This is a genomic window from Pseudothioglobus sp. nBUS_23, assembly GCF_051201565.1.
Lineage (GTDB): Bacteria > Pseudomonadota > Gammaproteobacteria > PS1 > Pseudothioglobaceae > Pseudothioglobus.
Map to the genome: position 1 here is coordinate 909,579 of NZ_CP179200.1, position 26,522 is coordinate 936,100.

26 protein-coding genes and 1 riboswitch are annotated in these 26,522 nt (G+C 38.3%); of the genes, 12 read left to right on the plus strand and 14 right to left on the minus strand.

Annotated elements, in window-relative coordinates:
• The first annotated feature begins 21 nt into the window (after positions 1-21).
• Entirely contained in the window at positions 22-984 is a 963-nt protein-coding gene (gene pta, locus ACMAZA_RS04570) for a phosphate acetyltransferase (RefSeq protein WP_435187396.1), read from the plus strand.
• Positions 985-986: 2 nt separating this feature from the next.
• Here pta and ACMAZA_RS04575 read toward each other — a convergent pair whose 3' ends face one another.
• The 5 genes from ACMAZA_RS04575 to ACMAZA_RS04595 all read right to left on the minus strand — a co-directional run bounded on the left by ACMAZA_RS04575 (position 987) and on the right by ACMAZA_RS04595 (position 6,555).
• Positions 987-2,606 carry an electron transfer flavoprotein-ubiquinone oxidoreductase gene (locus ACMAZA_RS04575; RefSeq protein ID WP_435187398.1) on the minus strand — a complete coding sequence of 540 codons (1,620 nt, stop codon included), beginning with the start codon at positions 2,604-2,606 and terminating at the stop codon, positions 987-989.
• A gap of 11 nt (positions 2,607-2,617) precedes the next feature.
• Positions 2,618-3,544: an electron transfer flavoprotein subunit alpha/FixB family protein gene (locus ACMAZA_RS04580; RefSeq protein ID WP_435187400.1), complete on the minus strand. Its 927-nt coding sequence runs from the start codon at positions 3,542-3,544 to the stop codon at positions 2,618-2,620.
• Positions 3,544-4,305, minus strand: coding sequence for an electron transfer flavoprotein subunit beta/FixA family protein (locus tag ACMAZA_RS04585; RefSeq protein WP_435187402.1), 762 nt, complete (start codon positions 4,303-4,305; stop codon positions 3,544-3,546). The genes ACMAZA_RS04580 and ACMAZA_RS04585 overlap by 1 nt, the downstream gene beginning before the upstream one ends.
• Positions 4,306-4,435: 130 nt before the next feature.
• Positions 4,436-5,890, minus strand: a complete 1,455-nt coding sequence (locus ACMAZA_RS04590; protein ID WP_435187404.1) for an ATP-binding protein — start codon at positions 5,888-5,890, stop codon at positions 4,436-4,438.
• Positions 5,887-6,555, minus strand: coding sequence for a response regulator (locus tag ACMAZA_RS04595; RefSeq protein WP_435187406.1), 669 nt, complete (start codon positions 6,553-6,555; stop codon positions 5,887-5,889). Before ACMAZA_RS04595 ends, ACMAZA_RS04590 begins: the two co-directional genes overlap by 4 nt.
• Positions 6,556-6,871: 316 nt before the next feature.
• On the opposite strand from ACMAZA_RS04595, the gene ACMAZA_RS04600 reads away from it, so the two are divergent.
• Complete coding sequence (locus tag ACMAZA_RS04600) at positions 6,872-7,123, plus strand: hypothetical protein (protein WP_435187408.1); 252 nt, start codon at positions 6,872-6,874, stop codon at positions 7,121-7,123.
• A gap of 29 nt (positions 7,124-7,152) precedes the next feature.
• Positions 7,153-7,677, plus strand: a complete 525-nt coding sequence (locus ACMAZA_RS04605; protein ID WP_435187409.1) for a peroxiredoxin — start codon at positions 7,153-7,155, stop codon at positions 7,675-7,677.
• Here the strand turns inward: ACMAZA_RS04605 and ACMAZA_RS04610 are convergent.
• Entirely contained in the window at positions 7,649-7,945 is a 297-nt protein-coding gene (locus ACMAZA_RS04610; RefSeq protein WP_435187411.1) for a GIY-YIG nuclease family protein, read from the minus strand. The two genes, ACMAZA_RS04605 and ACMAZA_RS04610, sit on opposite strands and share 29 nt — an antisense overlap.
• Positions 7,946-8,033: 88 nt before the next feature.
• Between ACMAZA_RS04610 and ACMAZA_RS04615 the strand changes: the two genes are divergently transcribed.
• The gene (locus tag ACMAZA_RS04615) at positions 8,034-9,287 is read left to right on the plus strand and encodes an MFS transporter (RefSeq protein WP_435187413.1); all 1,254 of its coding nucleotides are present in this window, start codon (positions 8,034-8,036) and stop codon (positions 9,285-9,287) included.
• Between the two features lie 3 nt (positions 9,288-9,290).
• On the opposite strand, the gene ACMAZA_RS04620 is transcribed toward ACMAZA_RS04615, so the two are convergent.
• From ACMAZA_RS04620 to ACMAZA_RS04640, 5 genes are read right to left on the minus strand one after another with little or no spacing between them, the layout of a single operon-like run.
• Positions 9,291-9,905 carry an amino acid synthesis family protein gene (locus tag ACMAZA_RS04620; protein WP_435187415.1) on the minus strand — a complete coding sequence of 205 codons (615 nt, stop codon included), beginning with the start codon at positions 9,903-9,905 and terminating at the stop codon, positions 9,291-9,293.
• A gap of 18 nt (positions 9,906-9,923) precedes the next feature.
• Entirely contained in the window at positions 9,924-10,277 is a 354-nt protein-coding gene (locus ACMAZA_RS04625) for a cupin domain-containing protein (RefSeq protein WP_435187416.1), read from the minus strand.
• A gap of 23 nt (positions 10,278-10,300) precedes the next feature.
• Positions 10,301-11,116: a phytanoyl-CoA dioxygenase family protein gene (locus tag ACMAZA_RS04630; RefSeq protein ID WP_435187418.1), complete on the minus strand. Its 816-nt coding sequence runs from the start codon at positions 11,114-11,116 to the stop codon at positions 10,301-10,303.
• 52 nt (positions 11,117-11,168) lie between these two features.
• Entirely contained in the window at positions 11,169-12,248 is a 1,080-nt protein-coding gene (gene alr, locus ACMAZA_RS04635; RefSeq protein WP_435187419.1) for an alanine racemase, read from the minus strand.
• Positions 12,241-13,527: a D-amino acid dehydrogenase gene (locus ACMAZA_RS04640; RefSeq protein WP_435187421.1), complete on the minus strand. Its 1,287-nt coding sequence runs from the start codon at positions 13,525-13,527 to the stop codon at positions 12,241-12,243. The genes alr and ACMAZA_RS04640 overlap by 8 nt, the downstream gene beginning before the upstream one ends.
• 268 nt (positions 13,528-13,795) lie before the next feature.
• Between ACMAZA_RS04640 and glyA the strand changes: the two genes are divergently transcribed.
• From glyA to radA, 3 genes are read left to right on the plus strand one after another with little or no spacing between them, the layout of a single operon-like run.
• Positions 13,796-15,049 carry a serine hydroxymethyltransferase gene (glyA, locus tag ACMAZA_RS04645; RefSeq protein ID WP_435187423.1) on the plus strand — a complete coding sequence of 418 codons (1,254 nt, stop codon included), beginning with the start codon at positions 13,796-13,798 and terminating at the stop codon, positions 15,047-15,049.
• 5 nt (positions 15,050-15,054) lie between these two features.
• A complete protein-coding gene (nrdR, locus tag ACMAZA_RS04650) occupies positions 15,055-15,507 on the plus strand; it encodes a transcriptional regulator NrdR (RefSeq protein ID WP_435187425.1) in 453 nt (150 codons plus the stop codon).
• Positions 15,508-15,511: 4 nt separating this feature from the next.
• Entirely contained in the window at positions 15,512-16,873 is a 1,362-nt protein-coding gene (radA, locus tag ACMAZA_RS04655) for a DNA repair protein RadA (RefSeq protein ID WP_435187426.1), read from the plus strand.
• A 4-nt stretch (positions 16,874-16,877) separates the two neighbouring features.
• Here the strand turns inward: radA and cobO are convergent, their stop codons facing one another.
• Both cobO and ACMAZA_RS04665 read right to left on the minus strand, forming a co-directional pair.
• The gene (gene cobO, locus ACMAZA_RS04660) at positions 16,878-17,471 is read right to left on the minus strand and encodes a cob(I)yrinic acid a,c-diamide adenosyltransferase (protein ID WP_435187428.1); all 594 of its coding nucleotides are present in this window, start codon (positions 17,469-17,471) and stop codon (positions 16,878-16,880) included.
• Positions 17,472-17,493: 22 nt separating this feature from the next.
• Complete coding sequence (locus ACMAZA_RS04665) at positions 17,494-19,491, minus strand: TonB-dependent receptor plug domain-containing protein (protein WP_435187430.1); 1,998 nt, start codon at positions 19,489-19,491, stop codon at positions 17,494-17,496.
• An 87-nt stretch (positions 19,492-19,578) separates the two neighbouring features.
• Positions 19,579-19,687, minus strand: a riboswitch (cobalamin riboswitch).
• Between the two features lie 133 nt (positions 19,688-19,820).
• On the opposite strand from ACMAZA_RS04665, the gene pheA reads away from it, so the two are divergent.
• From pheA to lepB, 5 genes are all read left to right on the plus strand, one after another.
• Positions 19,821-20,900, plus strand: a complete 1,080-nt coding sequence (gene pheA / locus ACMAZA_RS04670) for a prephenate dehydratase (protein ID WP_435187432.1) — start codon at positions 19,821-19,823, stop codon at positions 20,898-20,900.
• The gene (gene hisC / locus ACMAZA_RS04675) at positions 20,897-21,961 is read left to right on the plus strand and encodes a histidinol-phosphate transaminase (RefSeq protein ID WP_435187434.1); all 1,065 of its coding nucleotides are present in this window, start codon (positions 20,897-20,899) and stop codon (positions 21,959-21,961) included. Before pheA ends, hisC begins: the two co-directional genes overlap by 4 nt.
• Positions 21,958-22,809 (plus strand): prephenate dehydrogenase, encoded by an 852-nt coding sequence (locus ACMAZA_RS04680; protein WP_435187435.1) that lies wholly within the window; start codon positions 21,958-21,960, stop codon positions 22,807-22,809. The genes hisC and ACMAZA_RS04680 overlap by 4 nt, the downstream gene beginning before the upstream one ends.
• Before the next feature lie 7 nt (positions 22,810-22,816).
• Positions 22,817-24,121 carry a 3-phosphoshikimate 1-carboxyvinyltransferase gene (gene aroA, locus ACMAZA_RS04685; RefSeq protein ID WP_435187438.1) on the plus strand — a complete coding sequence of 435 codons (1,305 nt, stop codon included), beginning with the start codon at positions 22,817-22,819 and terminating at the stop codon, positions 24,119-24,121.
• A 64-nt stretch (positions 24,122-24,185) separates the two neighbouring features.
• The gene (gene lepB, locus ACMAZA_RS04690; protein ID WP_435187439.1) at positions 24,186-25,100 is read left to right on the plus strand and encodes a signal peptidase I; all 915 of its coding nucleotides are present in this window, start codon (positions 24,186-24,188) and stop codon (positions 25,098-25,100) included.
• A gap of 36 nt (positions 25,101-25,136) precedes the next feature.
• Here the strand turns inward: lepB and ACMAZA_RS04695 are convergent, their stop codons facing one another.
• The gene (locus ACMAZA_RS04695) at positions 25,137-26,507 is read right to left on the minus strand and encodes a S41 family peptidase (protein ID WP_435187441.1); all 1,371 of its coding nucleotides are present in this window, start codon (positions 26,505-26,507) and stop codon (positions 25,137-25,139) included.
• Positions 26,508-26,522 lie beyond the last annotated feature (15 nt).

Genomic DNA, 26,522 nt, shown 5'->3' on the forward strand with positions numbered 1-26,522 from the left:
TTATCGAAATGAGGTACGTTGATGGCACTACTTGATGATTTAGCTCGCAAGGCTAAAATTAAAAATTCTCGAATTTTATTACCAGAATGCTCTGATCCAAGAGTCTTAGAAGCTGCCCATCTGATTTCGGAAAAAAATTTAGCTCAAATCGTACTTTTTGATGAAGAGACAGCATCTTCTTTAGGTGTAAGTTCAATCAACCTAAAAAACGAAGATTTGAGGCTCGAATATGCTCAAACATTGTTTGAGCTTAGAAAGCATAAAGGCGTCACTCTTGAATCCGCATTAGAAATGCTTTCAAGCCCCAGTGTTTGTGCTATGGTTGCATTGCATAGATCTGAGGTTGATGGCGTTGTCACCGGTGCGATCACTCCGAGCCAGGAAGTTTTGAGTAGCGCTCTCAGAATCATTGGAGTCTCTGAGAGTAGCAGTCTTGTTTCAAGTTTGTTTTTAATGGTTTTTGATAAAGACCACAAAAGATACGGCGAAAACTTAATTTTTACAGATTGCGCCATGAATATTTCGCCAAGCTCTGATGAACTTGCTGAGATTGCTTGTAACGCATATGAGACGGCCCAATCTTTTCTGGATGAAGATCCGAAGCTCGCAATGCTCTCTTTTTCTACTAATCAGAGCGCTAAGCATAGTGAGGTAGACAAAGTTAGGCAGGCCACTGAAATTGTAAGATCTAGGCTTCCAAGTGCCCAAATCATTGGAAATGTGCAGTTGGATGCAGCGCTTGATTCAGAGGTGCTAAAGATTAAAGACTCTGATTCCTCTTTTCCAACACCTGCCAATGTCTTTGTCTTTCCCAATCTAGATGCAGGCAACATTGGTTACAAACTCGTTCAGCGATTCTCTGGAGCCAAAGCAATTGGCCCTATTCTTCAAGGGCTATCCAAGCCCGTGAATGATTTATCTAGAGGTTGCAGCGTTGATGAAATTGTGAATACAGTTGTTGTAACAGCGAACCAGGTTAAGTAGGCTTACATTCCAATATAGTTTGGTCCACCTCCACCTTCGGGTGGCGTCCAGTTGATGTTTTGAGAGGGGTCTTTGATGTCACAAGTCTTACAGTGAAGACAGTTTTGAGCATTAATTTGAAAATAGTCTTCACCTTCCTTATCAATGATCTCATAAACGCCTGCAGGGCAATACCTCTGAGCTGGTTCATCAAAGAGCTCTTTGTTTCGAGTGAGAGGAATCGACGGGTCAGTCAGCTTAAGGTGAACAGGTTGATCTTCTTCGTGATTTGTTCCGGATAGGAACAAAGATGAAGTTATATCAAAACTAAGAACGTTGTCAGGAGCAGGGTACTCTTTCGCATAAAGAGGATTGTTTAGGTTCAAAGAATCACAATCTCTTTGCTCATCTTTAATCGTAAAAGGCAATGCGTTTCTAAAGATATTAGACTCGATAAAATTGTATGCAGCACCCACATAAAAACCAAACTTATGCATTGCGGCACTAAAGTTTCTAGATTTATAGAGCTCCTGATAAAGAGAGCTGCCTTTGAACAAATCATCAAAATCACAGATTTCTTCGTTGAGAATCTTATGGATATATTCTGCAGCAAGAATTCCTGACTGAAGAGCGCAATGACTACCCTTTATTTTGCTAGGATTGAGTGTTCCAGCGTCACACCCAATAATCATCCCTCCATTAAAGTCCATCTTAACAAGAGAATTGATTCCACCCTTAGTGATAGCTCTAGCTCCATATGAAACCCGCTTACCTGAATCTAAAAACTGTTTAATCTTTGGATGCTTCTTAAATTGTTGAAATTCTTGGAATGGGCTGTGACTTGGATTTGTATAGTTTAAATCAATAATCAAGCCTACTGCCACTCTCTTATTATCAAAATGATATAGAAAGCCACCACCAGTCGTCCCTTCATTTAATGGCCAACCCATTGTATGAACGACATCTCCTGGGCTGTGATTATCATTATCTACTTCCCAGACTTCTTTAAAGCCAATAGCAAAGTGTTGTGGCGTTTTGCCTTCATCAAGATTAAACTCTCTGATTAATTGTTTTCCAAGATGACCTCTTGCACCTTCAGCAAAAATGGTCTGCTTAGCAAGAATGTCCATTCCAGGCGTGTAAGTTCCTTTTTGATTACCTTCTTTATCAATTCCCATGTCGCCTGTGGATATTCCAATAACTCTGCCACTTTCATCTTTTAAGTAGCTTTGTGCAGGAAATCCTGGAAAGATATCAACGCCTAACTCCATTGCTTTCTCTGAAATCCATTGGCAAAGCTCGCCTAAAGAAATAATATAGTTTCCTTTGTTGTGAAGGCTTTTAGGCATGAGCCATGAAGGCACTTTGATGCTTTTATTTTCTCCTGTTAACCAAAAGAGATCATCTTTTGCAACCGGAGTTTTAAGTGTGGGGCAATCTTTAGCGTCATCAGGAAAGAGATCAAAAAGTGTTTTAGGCTCAAAGACTGCACCTGAAAGAATATGAGAACCAATTTCAGATCCTTTTTCAAGAAGACAAACTGAAAGGTTGGGGTTGAGTTGTTTGAGTTTGCAAGCAGAAGCAAGACCAGAGGGTCCACCTCCAACTATCACTACATCATATTCAATAGATTCTCTTTCCATTAACTATTATTTTATACCTGATAAGCGTTCAGCTCATTGAGAGCATCAAATAAATCCACTTGCCAAACTAAATCTGCCATTCTAGACATTGGAGCATCAGGGTCATTATTAATCACCACGATAACTTGGGAGTCTTTCATGCCTGCAAGGTGCTGTATAGCCCCGGAAATACCAACTGCCAGATAGAGTTTTGGAGCAACAACTTTACCTGTTTGACCAACCTGATAATCATTCGAGATAAAACCAGCATCTACTGCAGCTCTGGAAGCACCAACTGCTGCATCTAGTTTGTCAGCTAGCTGTTCAATCAGGGCAAAGTTTTCTTTAGAGCCAAGGCCTCTTCCACCAGATACTATTCGCTCTGCTGTGGTTAACTCAGGTCGCTCAGACTCAGACTCTTGTAAAGAAATAAACTCTGAATTAGATCCTGGCATTGAGGCAGAAATTGTTTCAACAGATGCTGAACCACCATCTCCAGAATGCTCAAAAGCAGTTGCTCTGACAGTCATTACAATTGTTTCGTCAGATGACTCAACCGTTGCCATAACGTTTCCAGCATAAAGAGGACGAACAAATGTATTATTCGATTTAATTTCACAGACGTCTGAAATTGGTTGAACATCCAAAAGGGCGCCTACACGAGGCAAAATATTTTTACTGTATGTTGAAGAACCTGAAATCAAGAAGCTATAGCCACTCATGACATCCGCGATAAGTTTGCTAGCCACTTCAACGTTAGCATTCTCAAGCGAATCATCCACAATCATCTTTACTGTATTGATTCCAGCGAGTGATGAAACAGACGAAGAATTCGAAGCGTCATTCGTAAGAACTATTGCATCAATTGTGTCCGACAGTTGAGAGGCGGCCGTGATAGCTGCTCTACTATTTGCGCTAACTTCTGAGCCATTAAGCTCAATTAATATGAGTGCTGACATTAAAGAACTCCCATTTGATTTAATTCATTAAATAGCTCTTCAGCAGAACTAATCTGCTTTGAAGCTCTGTCCTTAGTACCAGACTCCTCAACGCTAACCACTTTAATTCGAGGAGCTGTATCTATTTCAAGACTTGATAGCTCAATTGTTTCTAGAGGTTTGGATCTGGCTTTCATGATGTTGGGTAGTGAAGCATACCTAGGCTCGTTTAGTCGAAGATCAACAGTCACAATGGCAGGTAGATTTAGTTTTCTTGTTTCAATACCTGAATCTATTTCGCGACACACTTCAACGCTGCTAGCATCAGCGCTCAAATCAAACTTTGAAATGAAAGTGCCTAGAGAATAGTCAATCAATCCAGATAACATTTGCCCAGTTTGATTGTTATCATTGTCAACAGCTTGCTTGCCCATGATGACGAGTTGTGCTTCTTCTCGTTTAATAATATTTGCCAAAATCTTAGCAACATGAAGCGGCTGCAAGTCTAGTTCCGAGTCAGTCTTCACAAATATAGCGCGGTCAACACCCATCGCTAGTGCGGTTCTTAGAGTATCCACTGTCTTGTCAGTTCCAATGCTCACTGCAATTGTCTCTGATGCTGAGCCGCTTTCTTTTAATGTTAGGGCCTCTTCGACAGCAATTTCACAAAACGGATTCATCGCCATTTTGGCATTGGTTAAGTCGACTTGTTGAGTTTGGTTGTTAACTCTGGCTTGAGTGTAAGGGTCAAGAACTCTTTTAACTGGGATGATTATTTTCATATTAGATTATAAAATTCATTACAAAACCCGCGAATAATACCATATTAAAAACTTTTGTCTATAAGTTGAAAACACTATTTTTAAGTGCAAATTATTCATAGCCTAATGGTTTGATTATTATTGAGTATTTTCATTTTAAAGGAAATCTTAGTTTGGCCTCTGCGCCTTGCTGTATAAAGCGGTTTTGGAGACTTACTTCGCCGCCATGAAGCTTCATTATCTTGCGAACAAATCTGAGTCCTAGGCCATTACCTCTAACTCCAGTATCTGGTCTTGAAACTGAGAAGAACCTTGTAAATAGTTTGTTGATGACTTGAGGTGGAATTCCTGGCCCATCATCTAAAAAAATGATTGAAATAGCAGCGTTTGTTTGAGATGCTTTAATGGTAATCGTTCCAGAAGAGGGGCTAAAGTCCAGAGCATTATTTACAATGTTTCCAATTGCTTGCTCAAGAAGAATTTTTTCGGCCTTGAGTGACGCACTTGAATTAATTTGAATATCGATCTTTAGCTCTTTATCATCGATAGTTTTTTTGCGACTTGGCGCTTTTAAAACAGTATTAACAACTTCCCTGATATTTAATGTTTCAACGTTTTTGAGTGCCTCTCGACGCTCAATCCTTGACAGGTCTAAGAGCCTATTTACTAATAAATCCATATGCTTATTTGATTCTAGAATGTTTTCAACAAAGCGCTTTCTTTGTTCATCCGACATTGGGCTTAAGAGGTTTTCAGCGGTAAGTTGTATACCTGTTATTGGGGTTCTTAGCTCGTGTGCAAGGGTGTCAATGTATTGCTCTACATCGTCCTTAAGCTCAACATCAGCTCGAGCATCTCTTATAGATCTGGCAAGCTTATTGAACTGATTATTAAGGTCAGGCATTAGAACATCTTCGCCACTAAAAAGGTTTGATGTATATTTTTGAACTCTATTAATATTTCTTGATATTCGATAGCTACCTAAAAAACCAAAAAGCAAGGCAATAACGAATATATAGAAAATAAACCTCAAAAGATAGTTCTCGCCCATTAGGTCGATTAGGGGTGCAACAACGACAACAGCGCCTAAAATTTCACCTTTGTCACCATAAATTGGATTGGAGGCATTTAAATATCTAGATTTAATGAAATACTCTATCACGGCGCCTCTAGCTTTTCGGCTACCTCGAGTCTCCTCAATAATGATATTGGTTGTATCTGAAACGCCACTGAGTGCAGACTCTACCTCATTAATATCTCTCATATCTGTACCCAGGGTCAGCCCTCTTGAGTCGAGGACTAAAAGGCCGTCCTTGTTAGTCACATAAATCGCAAGATTTTCTAATTTTTGAGGGTTATTTTTATCAATTGTGTTTCGCTGAGAACGAAGATAGTTCACAATCAGAGTTTCAAAAGTTTCTAAATCAATCTCGCCATCTTTGTTGTTCTGCGAGGCAACTCGACTCATAAGACTAGAGACCTCAATCACTACCGATTTTGCAGACTCAAAGGTGGTTCTCTGGGCAAAAACCCATAGGAGGCTAGAAGTTACAATAAAGTAGAGAAGAAATAGTTTTGTACCAATATTGAGCCTAAAGCGCTTCATTCAATAAGGCTGTATCCTATACCTCTATGAGTTTCAATGTATTCATTGTTTTCGTCTAACTCGTGAAGGCGTTTACGTATGGATTTGATGTGAGTATTTATGGTCTTAATATCTGAGCCATGAGGCCTATCCCAAATAATACTCATTAGATACTCTCTCGAATGAACTCTATTTGGGTTCTTGACAAGATGCGATAGTATTTTGTACTCTGCAGGGGTGAGAATTAAGTCTTGGTTTAAAAAGACAACTCGCTGCATAGCATGATTGATGCTGAACTTAGAGTCACCACTTTTAACTTCAGGCTTGACCATTCTGAGCTGAGCACGAACATGAGCGACCACGAGCCTCGGGCTTAGAGGTTTTGTTACGTAAGCATTTGCTCCTAGCCCTTCAAGCCCAAGAACCTGGTCTGATTCATCGTCTCTTGCAGAGATAATGATGACAGGTATATTGGATTTTTCTCTAACTTTTCTGAGCAAATCAAAGCCACTCATATCTGGAAGTCCTACGTCTAGAAGAATGAGATCGACTTCATTGTCTTTGTGAAATTCAAGTGCATCCTTACCATTGTCATACCACTGACAATTAAAGGAATCTTTTTCGAGGATAAAGCAAATACTCTCTGCTATAGTTTTATCATCTTCTACTATCAGAATTGTTTGCATAATAAACGTTTAAAAGTGTTATAAAAAAGAGCATTGTAAATCAAAACATTCTAAAAGAAAGAATCTTCATTAAGTCTTCATCAAAACTCCATATAGAAAACATTTGACTACTCATTTAGCAGCCTATTATGTGCATATTGTTTTAGTTTATTAGAGACTTATTTGGTAACTACTACCCCTTTAAGTTACTAATTAAACAGAGCGTTATCATTCTCTATGCATTAGCTTAGATTATACATAACCATTTTGTGAGTCTCTAATACCTAAAACAATATTTAGTTTATTTAAGTGTGATTTTTAAGAACCTCGAATACCTATGCCATTCTCTCTCCGTTTGGCTCTTGAGGTACTAGCTTTGGTTGGCAGGTTACTCCTACCGGCCAACCAAGGCAACTTAACAACAAAAATGAAAAAAACAATGACAAAAAATACGCTAAAAAAATCAACCATATCATATTGTAGAAGAAACAATATTGATGAAAAGCAACTTTTAAAGGCTATGAACTGGTATCTAAGTGCAAAACAAAGCAGCAAAGATTACTCAGATATGGCTTCTTTCACAAAGTAACAGATAGCTTAAATAAGATTTTTTTACAGATGCGAAGATTCACAAAACAATTATTTGTTTCAGTCCTAACTTTGTCTATCTCTTTGTCTAGTTTTGCCTCACTCAGTGTTGGAAACCAAGCACCAAACTTTATCCTTAATGATCAAAACAATATTACTCATAACTTAAGCGACTATAGGGGAAGCTGGGTAATTTTGTATTTTTATCCTAAAGATGACACGCCAGGTTGTACGACTCAAGCCTGTGATTTTAGAGATGCGGTTGAAAAAATTATTGCTAGCAGATCGACTGTGTTTGGCGTTAGTTTGGATAGTGTTGAATCCCACAAGCGTTTTGCTGAAAAAAATAATTTGCCTTTTTCGCTTCTCTCTGATGAAGGTGGCGTTGTATCCAAGGCCTATGATTCGTTAAGCAACTTCATAAGTTTCAAGGCTTCCAAAAGAAATACTTTTATTATTGATCCTGAAGGAAATATCGCAAAAATATATCTATCGGTTAAGCCCAGCACTCATTCACAAATGGTTCTTAATGACTTAAATCAGCTTCAGAATTAATTCTATCTTCAATTAATTGAAGTTTAGCGCTTCTCGTCAATTTTTTTATAATCAGCTCTCTTTTTAGCGCCTCGCTTCTTGAGCCGCATTTTTCCTTATATACAAGCTTTAATGGAGATCTAGAGCGTGTATACTTCGCACCACCTGGGATTTCACCTCTGTGTTGTTTTAATCGATTATCTAAGTCATTAGTGATTCCACAATATAGTGATTGATCACCACATTCTAGAAGGTATATAGTCCAATTTTTTTTAGGATTATCAATCATTAAAAACATTTTTGTATATTTTTAAATTAGAATCATAAATTGCTCTATAATTCGCGTTTTTTTAAAACCAATCTTTAGGCAATAGAATATGTTAACAGTTGTTATGCGAACAATTTGGCCTCTATTTCTAGGCATCCTTTTTATTGGACTGGGTAACGGTCTTCAAGGGACTCTGAGTAGCTGGAGAGCAGACTATGAAGGTTTTTCAGTTTTGACAACTGGATTGGTTATGTCGGGTTATTTCATAGGAGCCTTTGTGAGCTCTATGATTTCTCCAAAACAAATTAAAAAAACAGGGCAAATTCGAACTTATGCTGCCTATGCATCGATCGCATCAACAGCAATCCTTATGCAAATATTATTTATTGAGCCACCTGTTTGGTTTGTTTCTCGTTTTTTATCAGGATTTTGTATTGCTGGCATTATGATTATTGTGGAGGGTTGGCTTAACTCGATTTCTTCAAATGAAAATAGGGGTCAAATTTTCTCAATTCATATGGGTGTTGTTTGGGGTGGACTTGCTCTTGGTCAAGGCCTGTTTGCAATTGATGACCCTTCAGGCTTTCAGCTATTTCTTTTGGCCTCAATCTTGCTTTCAGTTTCGTTAATTCCCATCCTTTTAACGGAAATCAAAGCTCCAGATACTGAAGTGCAGGAGTCTCTTGGAATTGGTGCGTTATGGAAGGCTTCTCCATCAGGCTTAGTTACAATTGGAGTTTCAGGTCTTGCTTCCGCTGGTTTCTTTGGTGTCGGTACAATTTATGCCATTAAATCAGGACTGAGCGTATCCGAAACTGCTCTGTTTATGACCTTATTTATTGGTTTTGGGGCAGCCTCTCAGTGGCCTCTTGGGTGGTTGTCTGATAAGATTGATCGTCGTAAAGTGATTTTACTTTGCTGTGCTTTGGTAACAGTGATCTGTATTTTGCTGTCATTATTTGAATTTTCAAAAACTGTTTTTCTGATTCTAAATGGACTCATCGGGGCAAGCACGCTACCTTTATATTCTCTCGGTGTTGCTCAAACAAATGATCGCTTAAGGCCCAGTCAAATGGTCAGTGCAAGTGGAACCATTGTGTTGGTATATAGTGTCTTTGCATCATTAGGGCCGCTCTCAATGAGTTACTTTATTGACTTATTTGAAAGCTCAGGGTTTTTAATTTACCTGATTTTAGTTCACTTGCTGATTGCAGCTATTGTTTTTTCAATGATGTTTATTACTGATGATGTAGATGAGTCTGATCAAGCTAACTTCCAGGTGATGACGCAAAGGCCAAGCGTTGTTGGAATGGAGGTTATCGCTGAAGAGGCTTTGGAATCTCAACTGGATTCAGAGAATTAGTTGTTAGACGCTAGCTGGATTATCTAAATCGTGTCCTAAATCCTTAAGGTCTTGATAGCGATCACCAATTCTATGATGAGGTCTACCGCCAATTGAAGCACCCAGTGCAACTACAATTTCATCATCATTTGGTGCATCTGGAATAGCCAGCTGAATAGTTAAGTAGTGAGACCGTCGTCCAGCATCATTCTTATCCATCAGTGGGATCATAATAGGAGCATTGGCACCAGCACGTGTGTTACAAAAAGAGAGGTAAGACTTAGCTCCCACCGCCTCCCGATAAAAATTGCCAAAACGAAGCGTATGGATAATGCCTGAGGCATGCTCAATTTCGCCTTTTAATCCCACAACCGCTGATTTTCCATAACCCTCAACATTTTCACCTGAGCCAGCCTCTTTTATAATCATAGAAGTAAGTAATTCTCCAAGACCTGGCGCAACATCTAAAATTCCTGGCTTAAGGTCATCAACAAATTTATTTGGACTGTGCAAGTCAACCCATGGGTTTTTAATGACTGCAAGGGCAGCAATTAGCTTGAGCGGCTTAGTAGCTTTTTTGTTACCCTCAACCATGGTTTCTTCAACATGTAAAAGCGTTTTTCTTATCTCTGCTGGCATTATCTGACTCCCTTGAGTTTAATCTTGATCAATGGCCTGATTGAGGCCTCTTTGAAAAACTACAATTAAAGCCCCAGTTTTGGAAGATGAGGAGTGCTTACTCCCAGGCTCAAAGGAAACAAATTCACCTTTTTTAAAGATAGTCCCATCAGCATCAATCAGTTCACCTTCAATCATTAAAAATTCTTCAAAGCCCATGTGCATGTGCGGTACGGTTTGAGCCCCTGGCTCCATTTTAAGGACATAACTTCCATGTCCACTTGTTTGATTGTAGCTTATGATGTGCCAGCTCATTTTTGGAACGGGTGAGCCATACCTGTCAAACGGCTTAAATTCTATATTGTGTATATCAATTACTTGTCTATCTTTCATGTTTTGGTAATAAATTGTTATTGTTAGATTTCAGATTGCAACCAATTGTCTTCTGCATAATGACAATTTGAGTCTACCAGATGAATGCTGTAAGCTTGTCTCGACTTGTTTGAAGTATTCTCAGCGCTGTAGTGTGGCAGCTGTCCATGAAGAATAATAAGAGTTCCCGCTTTAACCTCTAAAAGGTCTAGCTCATGATCTGGCCAAGGACTTTCATCTAAAATTTCGAATTCTGTGCCGCCTGATTGAGCCAACTTAAAGCGCTTTTTAAGAGGCAATGTATGACCTCCTGTCATAGCTTGAAGGCAGCCATTTTCAATGTTTGCATCCTCTAAAGCCATCCAGAAACCAATACAGCTCATTGGTGAGGTGTAAAGGAACGTTGAGTCTTGATGAAGCCCAACTTCGCCGCCTATATTGGGCTGCTTAAAAATGTGCATGGATTGAAGCTGTCTAGGCTTTTTTATACCAAGCTGCTTGCCCATCGAGGGTATATCAAGTGAATTGATGACTTTCTTGTATACAGGGTCTAAAGCATGCTGCGCATGACCAATTTTATTAATTGATTGTTGTTTTGGAACTGTAAAGTTTCCACTGCTATCTATCGCCTTTTCTTCAAAGAAAAATCTAATCTGATTGCCAGACTTTAGAAAATACTCATCGCTTGCTCTCTCTTGTTCGTTTGTAGTAAAGATGGAGCTTGTTGAGGTAGGGTCAAAATCATCAATCATATCTTTAGCTCGATTGATAAGTAGTTTTCTCTGTTCTTTTTCGAGAAAATTCTCTACAACGAGATAGCCATCTTTATTGAATGAAGAAATTTGAGTTTGCGACAACATGCCTAATTTATGAATTGAAGAATATGATTCAAATTATATTAGTATTTAAAAACTATGACACATAAGTTTTATAAACTCGACTTGTAATTTGAGTAAAAATTTCATAGGAGATTGTATCGCAATAATTTGCAACTTCGTCGATTGAAACGTTTGAACCAAAGAGCTCTAATCGATCTCCAATTTTTGGATTTTTAATTCCCGTTAAGTCTACGGTTATCATATCCATTGAGACTCTTCCAGCAAGTCTAGCAATACCACCATTAATAAATACAGGGGTGCCATCTTTTGCGCTTCTTGGGTAGCCATCAGCGTATCCAATTGCAGCGACACCAATTAAAGTGTCCTGCTTGCAGACATACCTCCTGCCATATCCAATTTTATCTCCTGCTTTAAATTTTTTTAGAGAGATTAGTGAGGTTTCGAGCGTCATAGCTGGAGTTAAATTATTTAATGGCTCATTTAATGGAAATGGAGATGACCCATAAAGCATAATTCCAGGTCGAGTATATGCACTGTGGCTATTATTCCATGCCATTATGGCGGCAGAATTCGCTAGTGATTGATCGTTTTGTTTGTTTCCAACGATATTGTTAAATTTGTCAATTTGAACCTCTGTAAAGGCGCTATCATGATTATCCGCACTAGAAAAATGTGTCATTAAAGTTATTTTATTTATATGGTCACAATTTTCTAAATCATTTATGATTTTAGGAGATTCATCTTCTTTGAAACCCAGTCGACCCATTCCAGTGTCTATCTTGACAAAAATATTATATTTGTTAATTGGACTGCTTTCCAGAATCCATTCAATTTGAAGGTTATTGCTGACCACCATCCAGAGCTCGTACTTGTCAACTAAGGCAAGCTCTGACTTTTCAAAAACCCCCTCTAAAAGTAAAATAGGTGTTCGAGAGATGCCTGCACTTTTTAATTCTAAAGCCTCTTCGATACATGCCACTCCAAAGCAATCCGCTAATGGCTCAAGATGACTGGCCACTTTGACTGCGCCATGTCCATATGCATTACCTTTAATTACAGCTATAGCTTTAGATTCTGGAGCTAATGATTTAGCATAAAGGTAGTTATTAGTAATTGCATTAAGATTAATTGAGGCAACACAATTCCTAGCCATGATTTTTTCTTATTTTGTTTGCAAAACTATAACGACTCATGTCTATACCTTCTGTAGAGATATCAGGATTAATACCTGAGATCAGGTTTGCTATCAGTTTGCCAGAACCAGCGGACATTGTCCATCCGAGGGTTCCATGGCCAGTATTAAGAAATAAGTTAGCGAAGGGAGTGGGGCCTATAATAGGTGGACCATCAGGAGTGCTAGGACGAAAACCAGTCCAAAATTGAACATCTTCAGATGGGACATAACTTTTTGGAAATATCAAATCAAGCCCTCTCATCAATGAATCTAATGACTTTGTTCTCAAGTTTTTATCAAAATCCGTTAAATGAGCCATTCCAGCAACTCTTATTGTATCTCCAAGCCTTGTAATTGCAATCTTATTCTTTTCATCCATAATGGTTGATTGAGGCGCATCTCCATCATTCAAAACTGGGAGAGTAATTGAATAACCTTTGACTGGATAAATGGGCGTTTGAATGCCTATTTTAGATAGAATTCTTGAAGAGTAGCTTCCGAGTGAAACTGAGTAGGCATCTGCATTAAATTCGCCTCGGTTTGTTGAAACTGAAGAAACCATATTATTGTTAATTTGTATCGATTTAATATCCGTATTGAGCTCAAAAGTAACACCCATTTCAACGCATTTTTTATAGATTTCATTAGAGAACATGAAACAATTTCCGGTAAAGTCGTCCTTGAAATGTATACCGCCTGCAAGCTTATTTTTTACATACTTGAGACCAGGTTCAGTTTTGACACAGTCTTCAGTACTCAGGAGTTCAGATTTGATATTGAACTTTTCTAAAATTGCAATATCTCTGTTTGATTTCTTAATCTCTTTTGTATCCCAAAAAAGTTGAAGAGACCCTTGCTTTCTTTGCTCATAATTAAAATCAAAATCGGACTCAATCTCGATTAATGCTTTTTGTGAGTATTTGGCGATTCTAAGCATGCGACTTTTATTGACTTCGTAGCTTCGAGCGTTGCAGTTTTTATACATGCGATATAAAAACTTGACAGTCTCAATACTCATGTTTGGATTAATGATGAGGGGAGAGCGACCAGTTAGAGTCCATTTCAGGATACTTAATGGAAGTCCGGGGCCAGCCCAAGGCGAAGTGAAGCCGTAAGATAGGCAGCCAGCATTGGCATGACTAGTCTCCATTGCAACGCTATTCTGGCGCTCAATAACAGTGACTTCATGCCCCTGTTTTGCTAAAAAATAAGCGGATGTGGTGCCGATTACTCCAGCACCCAAAACAACTACTTTCATCAAATATATACTAGGTTAAAGCGCAAATTTTACCACCTGAAATGATTTATTTTATTCTTATAAATCTTCTTAAATGATAGATAATATTTTTTAATTTCTTCTTATCAGTGATGCGATTGAAAGATGATTTTTATTATTCAAAAAAAATTAAATAAAATCATAGAATTATCATCCAAAATCATTTAGAATGAGAGTATCAATAAGGTATATTCTTGCTAAAAAAAATTTACATTAAAATACCATTTTTTATCTTTTCTAGGAAGTCTCCATGTTTAATAAAAATCTCACACTAAATGACGTAGATTCTGCCATAGCAAATGTTGTTGCGGCAGAAGAAGCAAGACAAGAAGCGCATATCGAATTAATTGCATCTGAAAACTATACTTCACCTGCAGTCATGGCTTTACAAGGATCTCAACTTACTAATAAATATGCAGAAGGTTATCCTTCAAAGAGATACTATGGAGGTTGCGAACACGTTGATGTTGCTGAAGACCTGGCAATAAGCCGTGCAAAAGAGCTTTTTGGCGCAGCCTATGCCAATGTTCAACCCCATTCTGGATCAACTGCTAACGCAGCTGTATTTCAAGCACTATTAGTTCCTGGTGATACTATTTTAGGAATGAGTCTTGCACATGGAGGCCACTTGACGCATGGCGCAGGACCATCCTTTTCAGGTAAGCATTACAAGGCTTTTCAGTATGGTCTTGATGAAGATACGGGCGAAATTGATTATGACGAGGTTGAGAGATTAGCACTAGAACATAAACCAAAGATGGTGATTGCTGGATTCTCTGCTTATTCAAGAATTATTGATTGGCAGCGCTTTAGAGATATTGCTGATATGGTTGGAGCCTATCTTCTTGTTGATATGGCTCATGTAGCGGGTCTTATAGCTACTGGAGACTATCCATCACCCATTCAAATTGCTGATGTATGCACGACAACCACTCACAAGACTCTCAGGGGACCAAGAGGTGGATTAATCGTTGCAAGAGCGAATGAGGAAATTGAAAAAAAATTAAATTCTGCCATTTTTCCTGGTATTCAGGGAGGCCCATTGATGCATATTATTGCAGCAAAAGCGGTTGCTTTTAAAGAGGCAATGAGCGACGACTTTAAGTTATACCAAAAGCAAGTAGTTAAAAATGCAAGAGCAATGGCCAGTGTCTTTATGGAAAGGGGATACGATGTTGTCTCAGGTGGTACGGATAACCACGTATTTCTTGTTAGCTTTATTGAGCAAGGACTTACAGGAAAAGCAGTTGATGCAACCTTAGGCTCAGCCCACATAACAGTCAACAAGAACTCTGTACCTAACGATCCTCAATCTCCATTCGTTACAAGCGGTATCAGGATTGGAACACCTGCAGCAACTACTCGTGGTTTTGGTGAAAGCGAGTGTAAAGATATTACTCATTGGATATGTGATATTTGTGATGACATCGAAAATCCAGCTGTTGTTAACGAAGTTAGAGCTAAAGTTGAAGAACTTTGTTCAAGATTTCCAGTCTATAAATAATCTAAATGCGCTGTCCTTTTTGTCAATCTGATGACACCAAGGTTTTAGATACAAGGCTACTTGATGATGGCTCTCAGGTTCGAAGAAGAAGAGAGTGTATTGCTTGTGGAGAAAGGCATTCTACGAGAGAGACAGTTGATTTAAATCTTCCTAGACTCATTAAGAGTGATGATTCAAGGCAAACCTTTAGTGAAGACAAGCTTCGCTTGGGACTCTTGAAGGCCCTTGAAAAAAGACCTGTAGAAATTTCAAAAATAGAGACTGCAATCCAAAAAATTCAAAGAAGATTGATGGCACAAAATGACAGAGAAGTGCCGTCTTCAATTTTGGGTGAATGGGTTATGGAGGAGCTCAGAGCACTCGATGAAGTTGCATACATTCGTTTTGCTTCAGTTTATAGACAATTCCAAGATATTGAGGCGTTCAAGAGTGAAATTGACAAATTAATGAATAAGTAATCTTATGGCAAAAGCTAAAGTCGAGTTTGTATGTCGAGAGTGTGGTGCTTCTCATCATCAATGGGCTGGTCAGTGTCTAGATTGCAAAGCATGGAACACGCTTGAAGAGATTGTCATATCCCAGGCAACAGCTTCTAAGCCTGAGAGTCTTAAAGATCTTCCAGCATCTAAAGTTCAGCACCTGTCAGAAATTAAATCTCAAAACAAAGACAGACTATCAACAGGACTCACTGAGCTAGATCGAACTCTTGGAGGAGGCCTCGTTGATGGATCAGTTGTCCTTATTGGTGGTGACCCTGGAATTGGCAAATCGACATTGATTCTTCAAGCCTTATCAACCCTAAATAAAGAAAACACAACACTCTATGTGAGCGGAGAAGAATCTGCAGAACAGGTGAGTGAGAGGGCAGTTAGACTTGGAATCAAGGAAGATGTTCTTTTTATTGGTGAAACGCATTTAGAAAAAATTCTTAAACTTTCGAAAGATGTTCAGCCTAAAGTTATTGTTATTGACTCTATTCAAACCATGGTCACTGATTTATCTTCCTCAGCCCCTGGATCAGTAACTCAGGTTAGAGACTGTGCAGCACAGCTCACTCAATACGCTAAGCAAACTAATACGGTATTACTCATGATTGGCCATGTAACAAAGGGTGGGGCGCTTGCGGGACCAAGAATACTGGAGCATATGGTTGATGCAGTTCTTTATTTTGAGGGGGATGCAGGTGGTCGATATCGAATCATTAGAGCAGTAAAAAATCGCTTTGGTGCAGTGAATGAAATCAGCGTATTCGCGATGGGTGAGAAGGGGCTTCAGCAAGTAAGCAATCCATCCTCAATTTTTTTATCAAATCAAGAAAATCCATCCTCAGGATCTATGGTGATGGTCACAAGAGAGGCCACAAGACCACTTTTAATTGAAATTCAAGCCCTTGTTGACCAATCTAACGGCACTCCTAAGCGAGTCAGTGTGGGTCTTGATCAGAACAGACTGGCTCTGCAGCTAGCTATTCTTCATAAACATTCTGGAATTTCAACATTTGACCAAGACGTCTTTATTAATGTGGTTGGAGGAATTAAGGTAAGCGAGACAGCATCAGACCTAGTTGTTATGCTTGCTATTGTTTCAAGCCTAAGAGATAAAGTAATTCCGAGTAATTGGATTGCGTTTGGTGAAGTAGGGTTGACGGGCGAAGTAAGGCCAGTCTATAACGCACAAGAAAGGCTCTCTGAAGCTCAAAAGCAAGGATTTGAGGTTGCAATTATTCCTAAGGGTAACGCACCAAAGAATAACTTAAAAGGAATGAAAATTGTACCGATAGGTTACTTATATCAAGCTATTCAATATTTGCTTGAAAATAGCTAATTATCTATAGATCAATTCCTTTTTGAGCTCTGATGTTAGCTCTAAAAGCGTGCTTTATATCTTCAACCTCGCTCACTGTATCTGAAATATCAATTAAGCCCTGACTGGCAGCTCTTCCAGTGATAACAACGTGTTGATCTTTTGGTCTATTGATTAAGGCTTCCAATACATCAGACTCTTCAAGATATTTATAGTTAATCATGTAAGTGATTTCATCAAGAACTACAACTGCAATTTCTGGATTAGATAGAAATTGCTTTGCTTCATACCAAGTCGCAGTTGCTTTTATCTTATCTTGTTCCTTATCTTGAGTATCCCAAGTAAAGCCACTCTCCATATGAGCAGCAATAATATTGGGGTGATTCTCCAAAAACAAGTCTTCTCCTGTTTGTTGGTCTCCTTTCAAGTAACGAACTAGCCCAACCTTCATGTCATAACCTAGGGCTCTGCAAATCATCCCCATTGCCGAGGATGATTTACCTTTGCCATTGCCTGTTAGAAGAACAATGATTCCCTTATCGATATTGGCTTGATCAATCCTAGAATCAATATATTCCTTTTTGCGCTGCATACGCTTTTTATAACTACTTTCACTCATATTAATAACTCATCATACTTCATTAAAATTTATAAGTAAGACCTGCTTTAATATTTCTAGTCGAGTTATCTGGATATATAACATTATCTCTTAAACGAGTACCATAGCTATTTTCAAATAAGTTTTCAACATCGAAAGTAAAGCTTAGATCCTCATTGGGGTTGAAAGAAAAATTAAAGTTAGTTGAATTATATTCCGGCTGTTTTTTTGTAAATATATTTGCATAATCTTCTTGTGCAAAAGCCTCACTACGATATTTTTGAGTGAGTGTCATATTAGTCTTATCACTAAAGCTGAAGATAACAGAGGCTGAGATATTATGCTTAGAGGTCATTGGATTAGTTTTTCCATTAAGCGCTCCATTGCCTTTATCATCAGAATCTATCTTAGCAATTGTGTAGGCATAATTTAAATCGGTCGACCATTTAGGACTAAAAACATATTTATTTTGAAGCTCTAATCCTTGTTTGTGTGACTTATCAAGATTAAGATTTTCTCCCAAGCCCCAATTACCAGTACAATCTGAAGCTGCATTTGGCTTACATAAAAACATTTCATCTGTGATGTTCGATCTATAGATGGTTACCTTAGTCTTTGAATTTTCAGTTAGATGATTCAATCCAAGATTGAGCGTCTTACTTTTTGAAGGCTTCATAAAACCATTAAATGCTCCACTTGATGTGAAAAATCTATCAATTAACGGCGCTTGAAATGCCTGATTATAATTAGTAAATACAGTAATATTAGGAGTTAAATTTGTATTAACTCCTATGTCAAATGCATTTAAATTGTGCTTTCCAGTAAGTTTGGTTCCAACCTCTGGATCGTATGTATAATCCACTTTTTCATTTCGAGCTCCAATTGTAAAAATTAAATCATCGTTAGAATATTGAAGTTGGGAAAATATGCCTAAATTATCTTTTGATGTAGTATTTCGCGTACTTGCTGAAGTGGACTCAATTTTCCTTGCACCATCAAAAATTGATACCCCACTATCAATTTTAATATTATTATTTGAATACGTAAGCAAGTAATCCGAACTATCATAGTCATAAACATAATTGTCAAGAGGAGGTGTTGACCAACTATATAAATTCTTACTTTCTTTATTGATACTGGATCTGTTAGTAGTGAATTTAAAATTCTCTCCCCAAATACGCTTTACTTTGAAATTTGTTGTATTAGATTCAGCGTCACGATAAGTATATCTGCTTCCTGAACCATTGCCAGCTGGGTCAGCATCGAATTGATCATCAGTGAGATAATTTGGATATCTGATGTCAGAATTAGTTCTATATATATCTAGTGAAATCTCAGTTCCACCCTCAGTAGTGTAGGTTCCACCAATACTTGATTTGGTTTCTTCACCTTTATCTTTAATTCCATCAGTAGCAGCCTTATGAAAACCATCATGTTTAGAGTTATCTATAGAAATATTTAAGTCAATTTTTTCATCATTAATACCGACAGATGCAGAAGTCTGGGTGGTGCCATAATTGCCAGAAGTAGTTGATATTTTAGTCTGTATATTTTTTTTTGTATAGAAATGAATTGCGCCTGCCATTGCGCTGTCACCATAAATGACTGATCCACTACCTTTAGTAATTTCGATTCTTTCGATATCATTAATGTTAATTCCAGCGATTTCTAGTCCACTGGTATCAATATTATTTAGCCTTCTGCCATTAAGGGTAGCAACAAGATTATGAGAACCAACTGTTAGACCATACCCGCGAGCTGAAATCTTCTTAGAAAACCTATTTCCACTTGAGGCAGCAAGAGATAGAGAGGTATTTTGTGATAAAAAATCGTAAATATTAGTAGCTTTCGAATTTTTTATATCATCCTGAGTATAGACTTCCGATGAGAAAGGAGCAAAGGTATCTACTTCATTAAAGTAATTTGAAGACAGCTCAGTAGGATTTAAAGTAATTTTGATTGGACCGATTACAGCTTTTGAAGGCTGCGATAATACAAGTGCTGAAAAAGAGACAGCAAGAAATAATTTTTTATTAAACATTATGACCCCTAATAAATAAAATTAAAAGAGGGATTTAGAGAAAAAGGAATGCGCAAACAAGACCCTAACTCACCACCCATCGTAGTTTTAAGCTAAACAAAATTTGCGATGTATCGGACTGATTGAGAAAAATACCGTTGCGAGGGCAGTGTTGGATTCACACCAACTTCCATCAACAAATTTATGTGAATTATATCTTTTTTTACTGACTGTGCAATAGTTAATTCTTGAATTCTAATTGATCTTCCAGAAACTTAACATTAACAATACTTAAAGGGCAATAAGTCTTAGGTAAAATATGCCAAAAAGATTGAGTTAAATCTACACTTATGAAAGGTAATTCGCTTGAAAACTTGAGATTACAGATTGATGAGCTGGACCAAAAGATTCAGCTTTTAATATCTGAGCGTGCTGATCTTGCTGCACAAGTTGCTCTAGTTAAACAAGAATCAAACACTCAAACTGCTTTTTATCGACCAGAGAGAGAGGCTGAGGTTTTAAGCCGAGTCATTCAGAGAAACAAAAGCTTACTAAAGGACAAAGATATTGCGCTCATCTTTAGAGAGATTATGTCAGCGTGCCTTGCATTAGAGCAGCCATTAAAAATTGCTTTTCTTGGCCCAGAAGGAACATTTACTCAAGAAGCTGCCCTTAAGCACTTTGGTCACGGTGTCTCGCCATTAGATTGCGGGACAATCGATGAGATTTTCCATCAGGTTGAGACAGATAACGCTCAATACGGTGTTGTTCCTATAGAGAACTCCTCTAATGGTGTGATTGGTACTTCTCTTGATATGCTCTATAGTCATGATTTAAATATTTGTGGTGAGGTTGAGATTGCTGTAGCGCATCACTTGATGATGCAAGACCAATCAAAGGAGATTCAAGTAATCTATGCTCATCAGCAAGCTCTGGATCAATGCCACAGGTGGCTTGCAAATCACTACCCAAATACTGAACTCAGGCCTGTAGCCTCTAATGCGTTAGCAGCAAGAATGGTTAAGGATGAGCCCAATGCAGCTGCTATTGCATCAAAAGTTGCCTTAAATATTTATGGACTTCAAAGGGTTGCCAAAAACATTGAGGATAATGCAGGGAACGTGACTCGATTTATAGTCATTGGAAAGGACGCAGTTCCAAAAGGTGGTAATGACAAAACCTCTTTGCTAGTAGTTACAAAACATGAGTCAGGCGCGCTTTTTGATTTATTAGAGCCCTTCAAAGAAAACAAGATTAATATGCTTCAATTGGCAAGGCATCCAATCCCAGGAGTCAAATGGGAGTACCTCTTTTTTATTGATATTGAAGGGCATCAAGATGAAGATAACGTCAAACATGCCATCACAAAAATTGAATCTAGAGTTTCTAAGCTGGAGATACTTGGGTCCTACCCGGTTGCTGTTTTATGAACGCCTGTGAATCAATCCTTGGCTTGAGTCCATATCAAGGAGGAAAGCCGATAGAAGAGCTTGCTAGGGAGCTTGGTCTTTCAAAAATTTCCAAATTGGCCTCGAATGAAAATCCACTAGGTGTTAGTCAGAAAGTGCAGAAAGCCATCAATGACTCTTTGTCCAATCTAAACCGCTACCCTGATGGCAACTGCTTTGAGCTAAAAGAAGCGATTGCTAAAAAACATGGAGTCTCATCAAGCATGGTCTCTTTAGGGAATGGCTCAAATGAGCTTTTGGAGCTCATAGCGAGGGTCTTTGTTTCAGAACACACTGACGAGGTCATTTTTTCTCAATATGCATTCGTTGTTTATCCTCTAGTGACTCAAGCCCTAGGGGCAACTGCTGTGGTTTCTCCTGCAAATGAATTTGGCCATGATTTAGATGCAATGCTGAGCCTAATATCTAATCAAACAAAGCTTATTTTTGTTGCTAATCCTAACAACCCAACTGGCACTCTTTTAAGTGATGAAGATGTTTATAGCTTTCTAAAACAAGTTCCTAGTAATATTCCAGTCGTTCTAGATCAAGCCTATTTTGAATACTTGAATATAGATGATCAAGCCATTGGCTGGCTCAATGAGTTTGAAAATCTTATTATCTCTCGAACCTTTTCAAAGGCCTATGGCCTTGCTGGGCTTCGTGTAGGGTACTCAATTTGTAGTGCACAAATTGCAGACTACATAAACAGAGTGCGGGAGCCATTTAATGTCAATCACACAGCCCAAATGGCTGCAATCGCTGCACTTGGTGACGATAAATACCTTTTAGACTCAGTAAAAATGAACTCTGATGGCTATAACCAACTAGTGAAAGGCTTTGATGCGTGCAAATTAAACTACATCCCTTCTTACGCTAACTTTATAGCAGTAGAGTTTAAGGACGCCATGAGCACTTATAACAATCTTCTCAAAGAAGGGGTTATAGTTCGCCCAGTTGAAATGAAGAATTACCTCAGGATCTCTATTGGTACTCCAAATGAAAACGACCATTTGCTTGAAGCGCTTGGAAAAGTCCTATGATTAACAAAATTACAATTATAGGTGTTGGACTAATCGGTGGCTCACTTGCACTAGCTCTCAAAGAGAGGAATTTAGCTAAAGTTGTCTTTGGTTATGGGAGAGACCAATCACGTCTTGAAGAAGCCCAAAAATCAAACATTATTGATACGTTCTCAACTAATATTAAAGAGGCTATCGATGAGGCTAATATTGTTGTCATTGCAACACCAGTGGGCACATTTAAGGACATTCTTAATCAAATTGAGCCGTTAATCTCAAGTAATGTCATTATTACTGATGTAGGTAGCACTAAATCAAATATTGTTAATATTGTTAATGATGTTTTGAGAGATAAGTCAAGCTACTTTATTCCAGCGCACCCAATTGCTGGAAAGGAAAGAAGCGGCTTTGAAGTTAGTGATTCAAAGCTCTATGACGGAAAGAAGGTCATCATAACTCCGCAAGAAACGAATTCGCCTGAATCTATCGAAGTGATAGGTCAGATGTGGAAAAATGTAGGTGCAGATGTGGATTTTATGAGTGCAGAGTCTCACGACAACTTACTTGGAATGACATCACACCTTCCTCACATGCTGGCATTTTCTTTGGTAAATTACCTTGTAGATCAAAATCCGAATGCATCGATTTATGCAGGTGGAGGATTTAAAGACTTTTCAAGAATTGCCTCAGGTGATGCAATCATGTGGAGAGATATTTGTCTACAAAACAAAAATCAAATTATGAGTCACATAAAAGGTTATCAGTCAACTCTAGATGACTTACTAAAGGCTATAAATGATGAGGATAGTGCAAAGTTAGGTCAATTATTCACTACAGCTAAAAAAACCCGAGATTCATGGTTAGGATAACTCTCGAATGTCAAACTTTGTAACGTCAAACTCTGGGTCCTTAAGAGGAACGATTAAGGTTCCTGGGGATAAGTCAATTTCGCACAGGTCAATCATGCTTGGCTCTATTGCGGATGGTGTAACTAGAGTTTCAGGATTCTTAGAGGGAGAGGACAGCCTTGCAACATTAAATGCCTTTAAAGAAATGGGAGTTAATATTGAAAGAGATGGTTCCAGTGTTGTTATTCATGGTGTTGGTATGAGAGGTCTAAAGAAACCTAAAAACCCTCTTAATCTGGGTAATTCTGGAACTTCAATTCGTTTGATGTCTGGGTTACTAAGTGCACAAGAGTTTGACTCAGAGCTATGCGGTGATGAGTCTTTATCCACAAGGCCAATGGGAAGGGTCATTAAGCCGCTTCGAGAGATGGGAGCAGATATTTCTGGAAATGACTCAAAGCCCCCTTTAACCATTATAGGTGGTAAGAAGTTAACCGCTATTGAATACACACTGCCTGTGGCCTCTGCTCAAATTAAGTCGTGCCTATTATTAGCTGGTCTATACAGTGAGGGGATGACTTCAATTATCGAAAATGGTATATCGCGTGATCATACAGAAAGAATGCTTAAAGGCTTTGGGTATGATGTTACAACATCAAACAATAAAATTTCTGTATTGGGGGGTGGCTCGCTTAAGGGATGTAACATTGAAGTGCCAAGTGATATTTCGTCTGCAGCATTTTTCATGGTTGCCGGTTGTATCTCTAAAAACTCCAGCATAATTCTTAATTCAGTCAATATTAATCCTACAAGAACTGGTGTTATTGAGATTCTTAAATTAATGGGTGGAAATATTCAGCTACTTAATCAAAGACTTCAAGCTGGTGAGTTGATTGCAGATATCAAGGTATCCTCCTCAAACCTTAAAGGAATTCAAATCCCTGAAAACCTTGTTCCACTTGCGATTGATGAGTTTCCTGTTCTGTTTGTTGCCGCAAGCTGTGCAGATGGCGAAACAGTCCTTACTGGCGCAAAAGAACTCAGAGTTAAGGAATCGGATCGAATACAAGTTATGGCTGATGGGCTCAATTCATTGGGGATTAAGAATGAAGTTCTAGAAGATGGCATTCGAATTACAGGTGGTGAATTCACTAAACAAACCTCTTCAATCCTGTCTCATCACGATCACCGTATTTCTATGGCGTTTGCAATTGCTTCTGTCAGATCAAATTTTGATATTGAGATTGAAGGAGTTGACAACGTTAAAACCTCTTTTCCAAACTTTGTTGAATTAGCAAACTCAATTGGAATGAAGATTAAGCAAGAAGGATAAATACTATAGCAAGCAGTAAAAACACTAGGTTGTTATAATACGCCCTTTTAAAAAACACTAATTTATGTCTATATACGAAGCAGTATTAAAAAACGCAGAGCCTTTCTTCGCCTGGGACGTACTATCTTGGCTCTTTATTGCGATGATTCTGGCAATTTTAATTGTTTTAATTGACCTTTTTTTATCTAAAGAAAATACAGATTCGTCTACAGATGTCATTGAAGAAAAATCAAAATTTAGAAAAATAGCCTACTTTATAATTTTTTTAAAGTTTTCTAAAGCAGAAAAGTACAATCACAGACCCAAGCTTGTCCAGTGGTCGATTGAGCTGTTTCCAGTTCTGCTTTTGGTATTTGTTTTTAGAGGCTTTATTTTTGAGCCTTTTCGCGTTCCATCAAATTCTATGATGCCTACACTTTTGACTGGAGACTTTATTGTCGTTAATAAATTTGACTATGGCTTTAGGCTCCCAATTACAAACACCAAGCTTGTTGAGTTCTCAAAACCAAGCAGAGGAGATGTCATTGTCTTTAGATACCCTAATTATGAAAAAAATCCTGGGTACTCAGGGGTCGATTTTATTAAGCGCATTGTAGCATCTCCGGGTGATATTATTTCTTATAGCAATGATCAACTGGTAGTTAATGGTGAGCCACTAAATATTAAAAGTATGGGTAAATATCTTGGGGTTGACTCTGGGAAAGCAATGAACAATTATTTGCTTGTTGAGGAATTTAATGAGTCCACGCCTCATCAAATACTGATTAATCCAAAAGGTCACTCAAAAGGCATTCCTGAAATTACAATTCCAGAAGGTCATTATTTTGTCATGGGTGATAATCGCGCACACAGCAGTGATTCTCGTTTTTGGGGGTTTGTCCCAGAGGAATATATTATTGGAAGAGCAATCGGAATTTGGATGCACTGGGACTGGAATTACAACACTATGCAATTTAGCAGAATAGGTGGATTCAATTAAGAAAGCCCTCTACTTATTAGTTAGAGGGCTTTGATGTTAATTCTTTTTATATATCTTTAAAGCTTTCAGTACGTTGACCGCTTCGTGGACATAGTAATCTTCCATTAACAAGTCTACATACTCCTGGTCACGTGCATCCGTAATCTCATCTTGAGACTTTAAAATTTCTTCTGGAGTAAGTTCAGTTGGGTCTTCTGAAGTTGTCTCTTCTTCATCCTGAGCTGACAATGAATTCTTGAGGTCTTTTTCCTGAGAGCTGAAATCAATTGACTCTTCCTCATCCTCACTCTTCAGAGATATATTATCAAGCGCAATGTCAGGCGAAATTCCTTTGGCTTGTATTGACCTTCCAGAAGGAGTAAAGTATCTTGCTGTGGTTAATTTAAGGCCATAACCATCTTGAAGGCCCATCATTGACTGAACAGACCCTTTACCAAAGGACTCCTCTCCCATAATAATTGCACGTTTATGGTCCTGAAGGGCGCCAGCTACAATCTCTGAAGCAGATGCAGAGCCTACGTTCATAAGCACCACAATAGGTGCACCATTCAAAATATCTCCAGGTTTGGTTGGGAACGACATGTTTGAGCTAGGGGTTCTGCCTTCTGTGTAAACTACAATACCCGGCTCATCGATAAACAGGTTCGATATGTCGATTGAAGAATCTAATAAACCTCCAGGGTTATTTCGCAAATCAATAATAAGTGAATCTAGGTCTGATTCATTCTTCTCAACTAAATCTCCAATAATCTTTTCTACCACCTCAGCTGTAGGTCTTTGGAACTGAGCAATTCTAAGGTAGCCAATACCATCCTCAAGGAGAAGACCCTTTGCAGAAGTAACCGTGATTATCTCACGCGTGATTTCAACAACAAATGGAGCAATATCTGGCCTTCCTATGGTCAGTTTAATTGTTGTTCCTGGCGCTCCTCTCATTAACTTTACGCCTTCTTCAAGATTAATTTGACTCACATTTTGATCACCAATTTGTAAGATAATGTCTCCTGCTTTCAGACCAGCTCTATATGCGGGAGTATCATCTATAGGAGAAACTACCTCAATATAATCGCCTTTGGTTCCGATTACTATGCCAAGACCTCCAAATTTGCCCATGGTGCTCTCACTTACCTTGGATTGATCCACTGGTTCAAGATAGCTGGAATGAGGATCTAAACCCTCAATGAGACCTCTTATAGCGTTATTAAATAAAGTTTCATCATCGATTTCGTCAACATACATCTGTTTAATTTGTGAAAAAACAGCAGTAAAAGTATTTAGCCCCTCGAAGAAAGAGGGGGAATCGAGAGGGGAGTAGTTGTCTTCATCTGCTATGGATGGTGAAGAAAATAACAAGAGTGAACTTAAGGCAAAACATAATATTTTGGAAATTGACTTTAAATGATTCATCTGATGATTGATAAG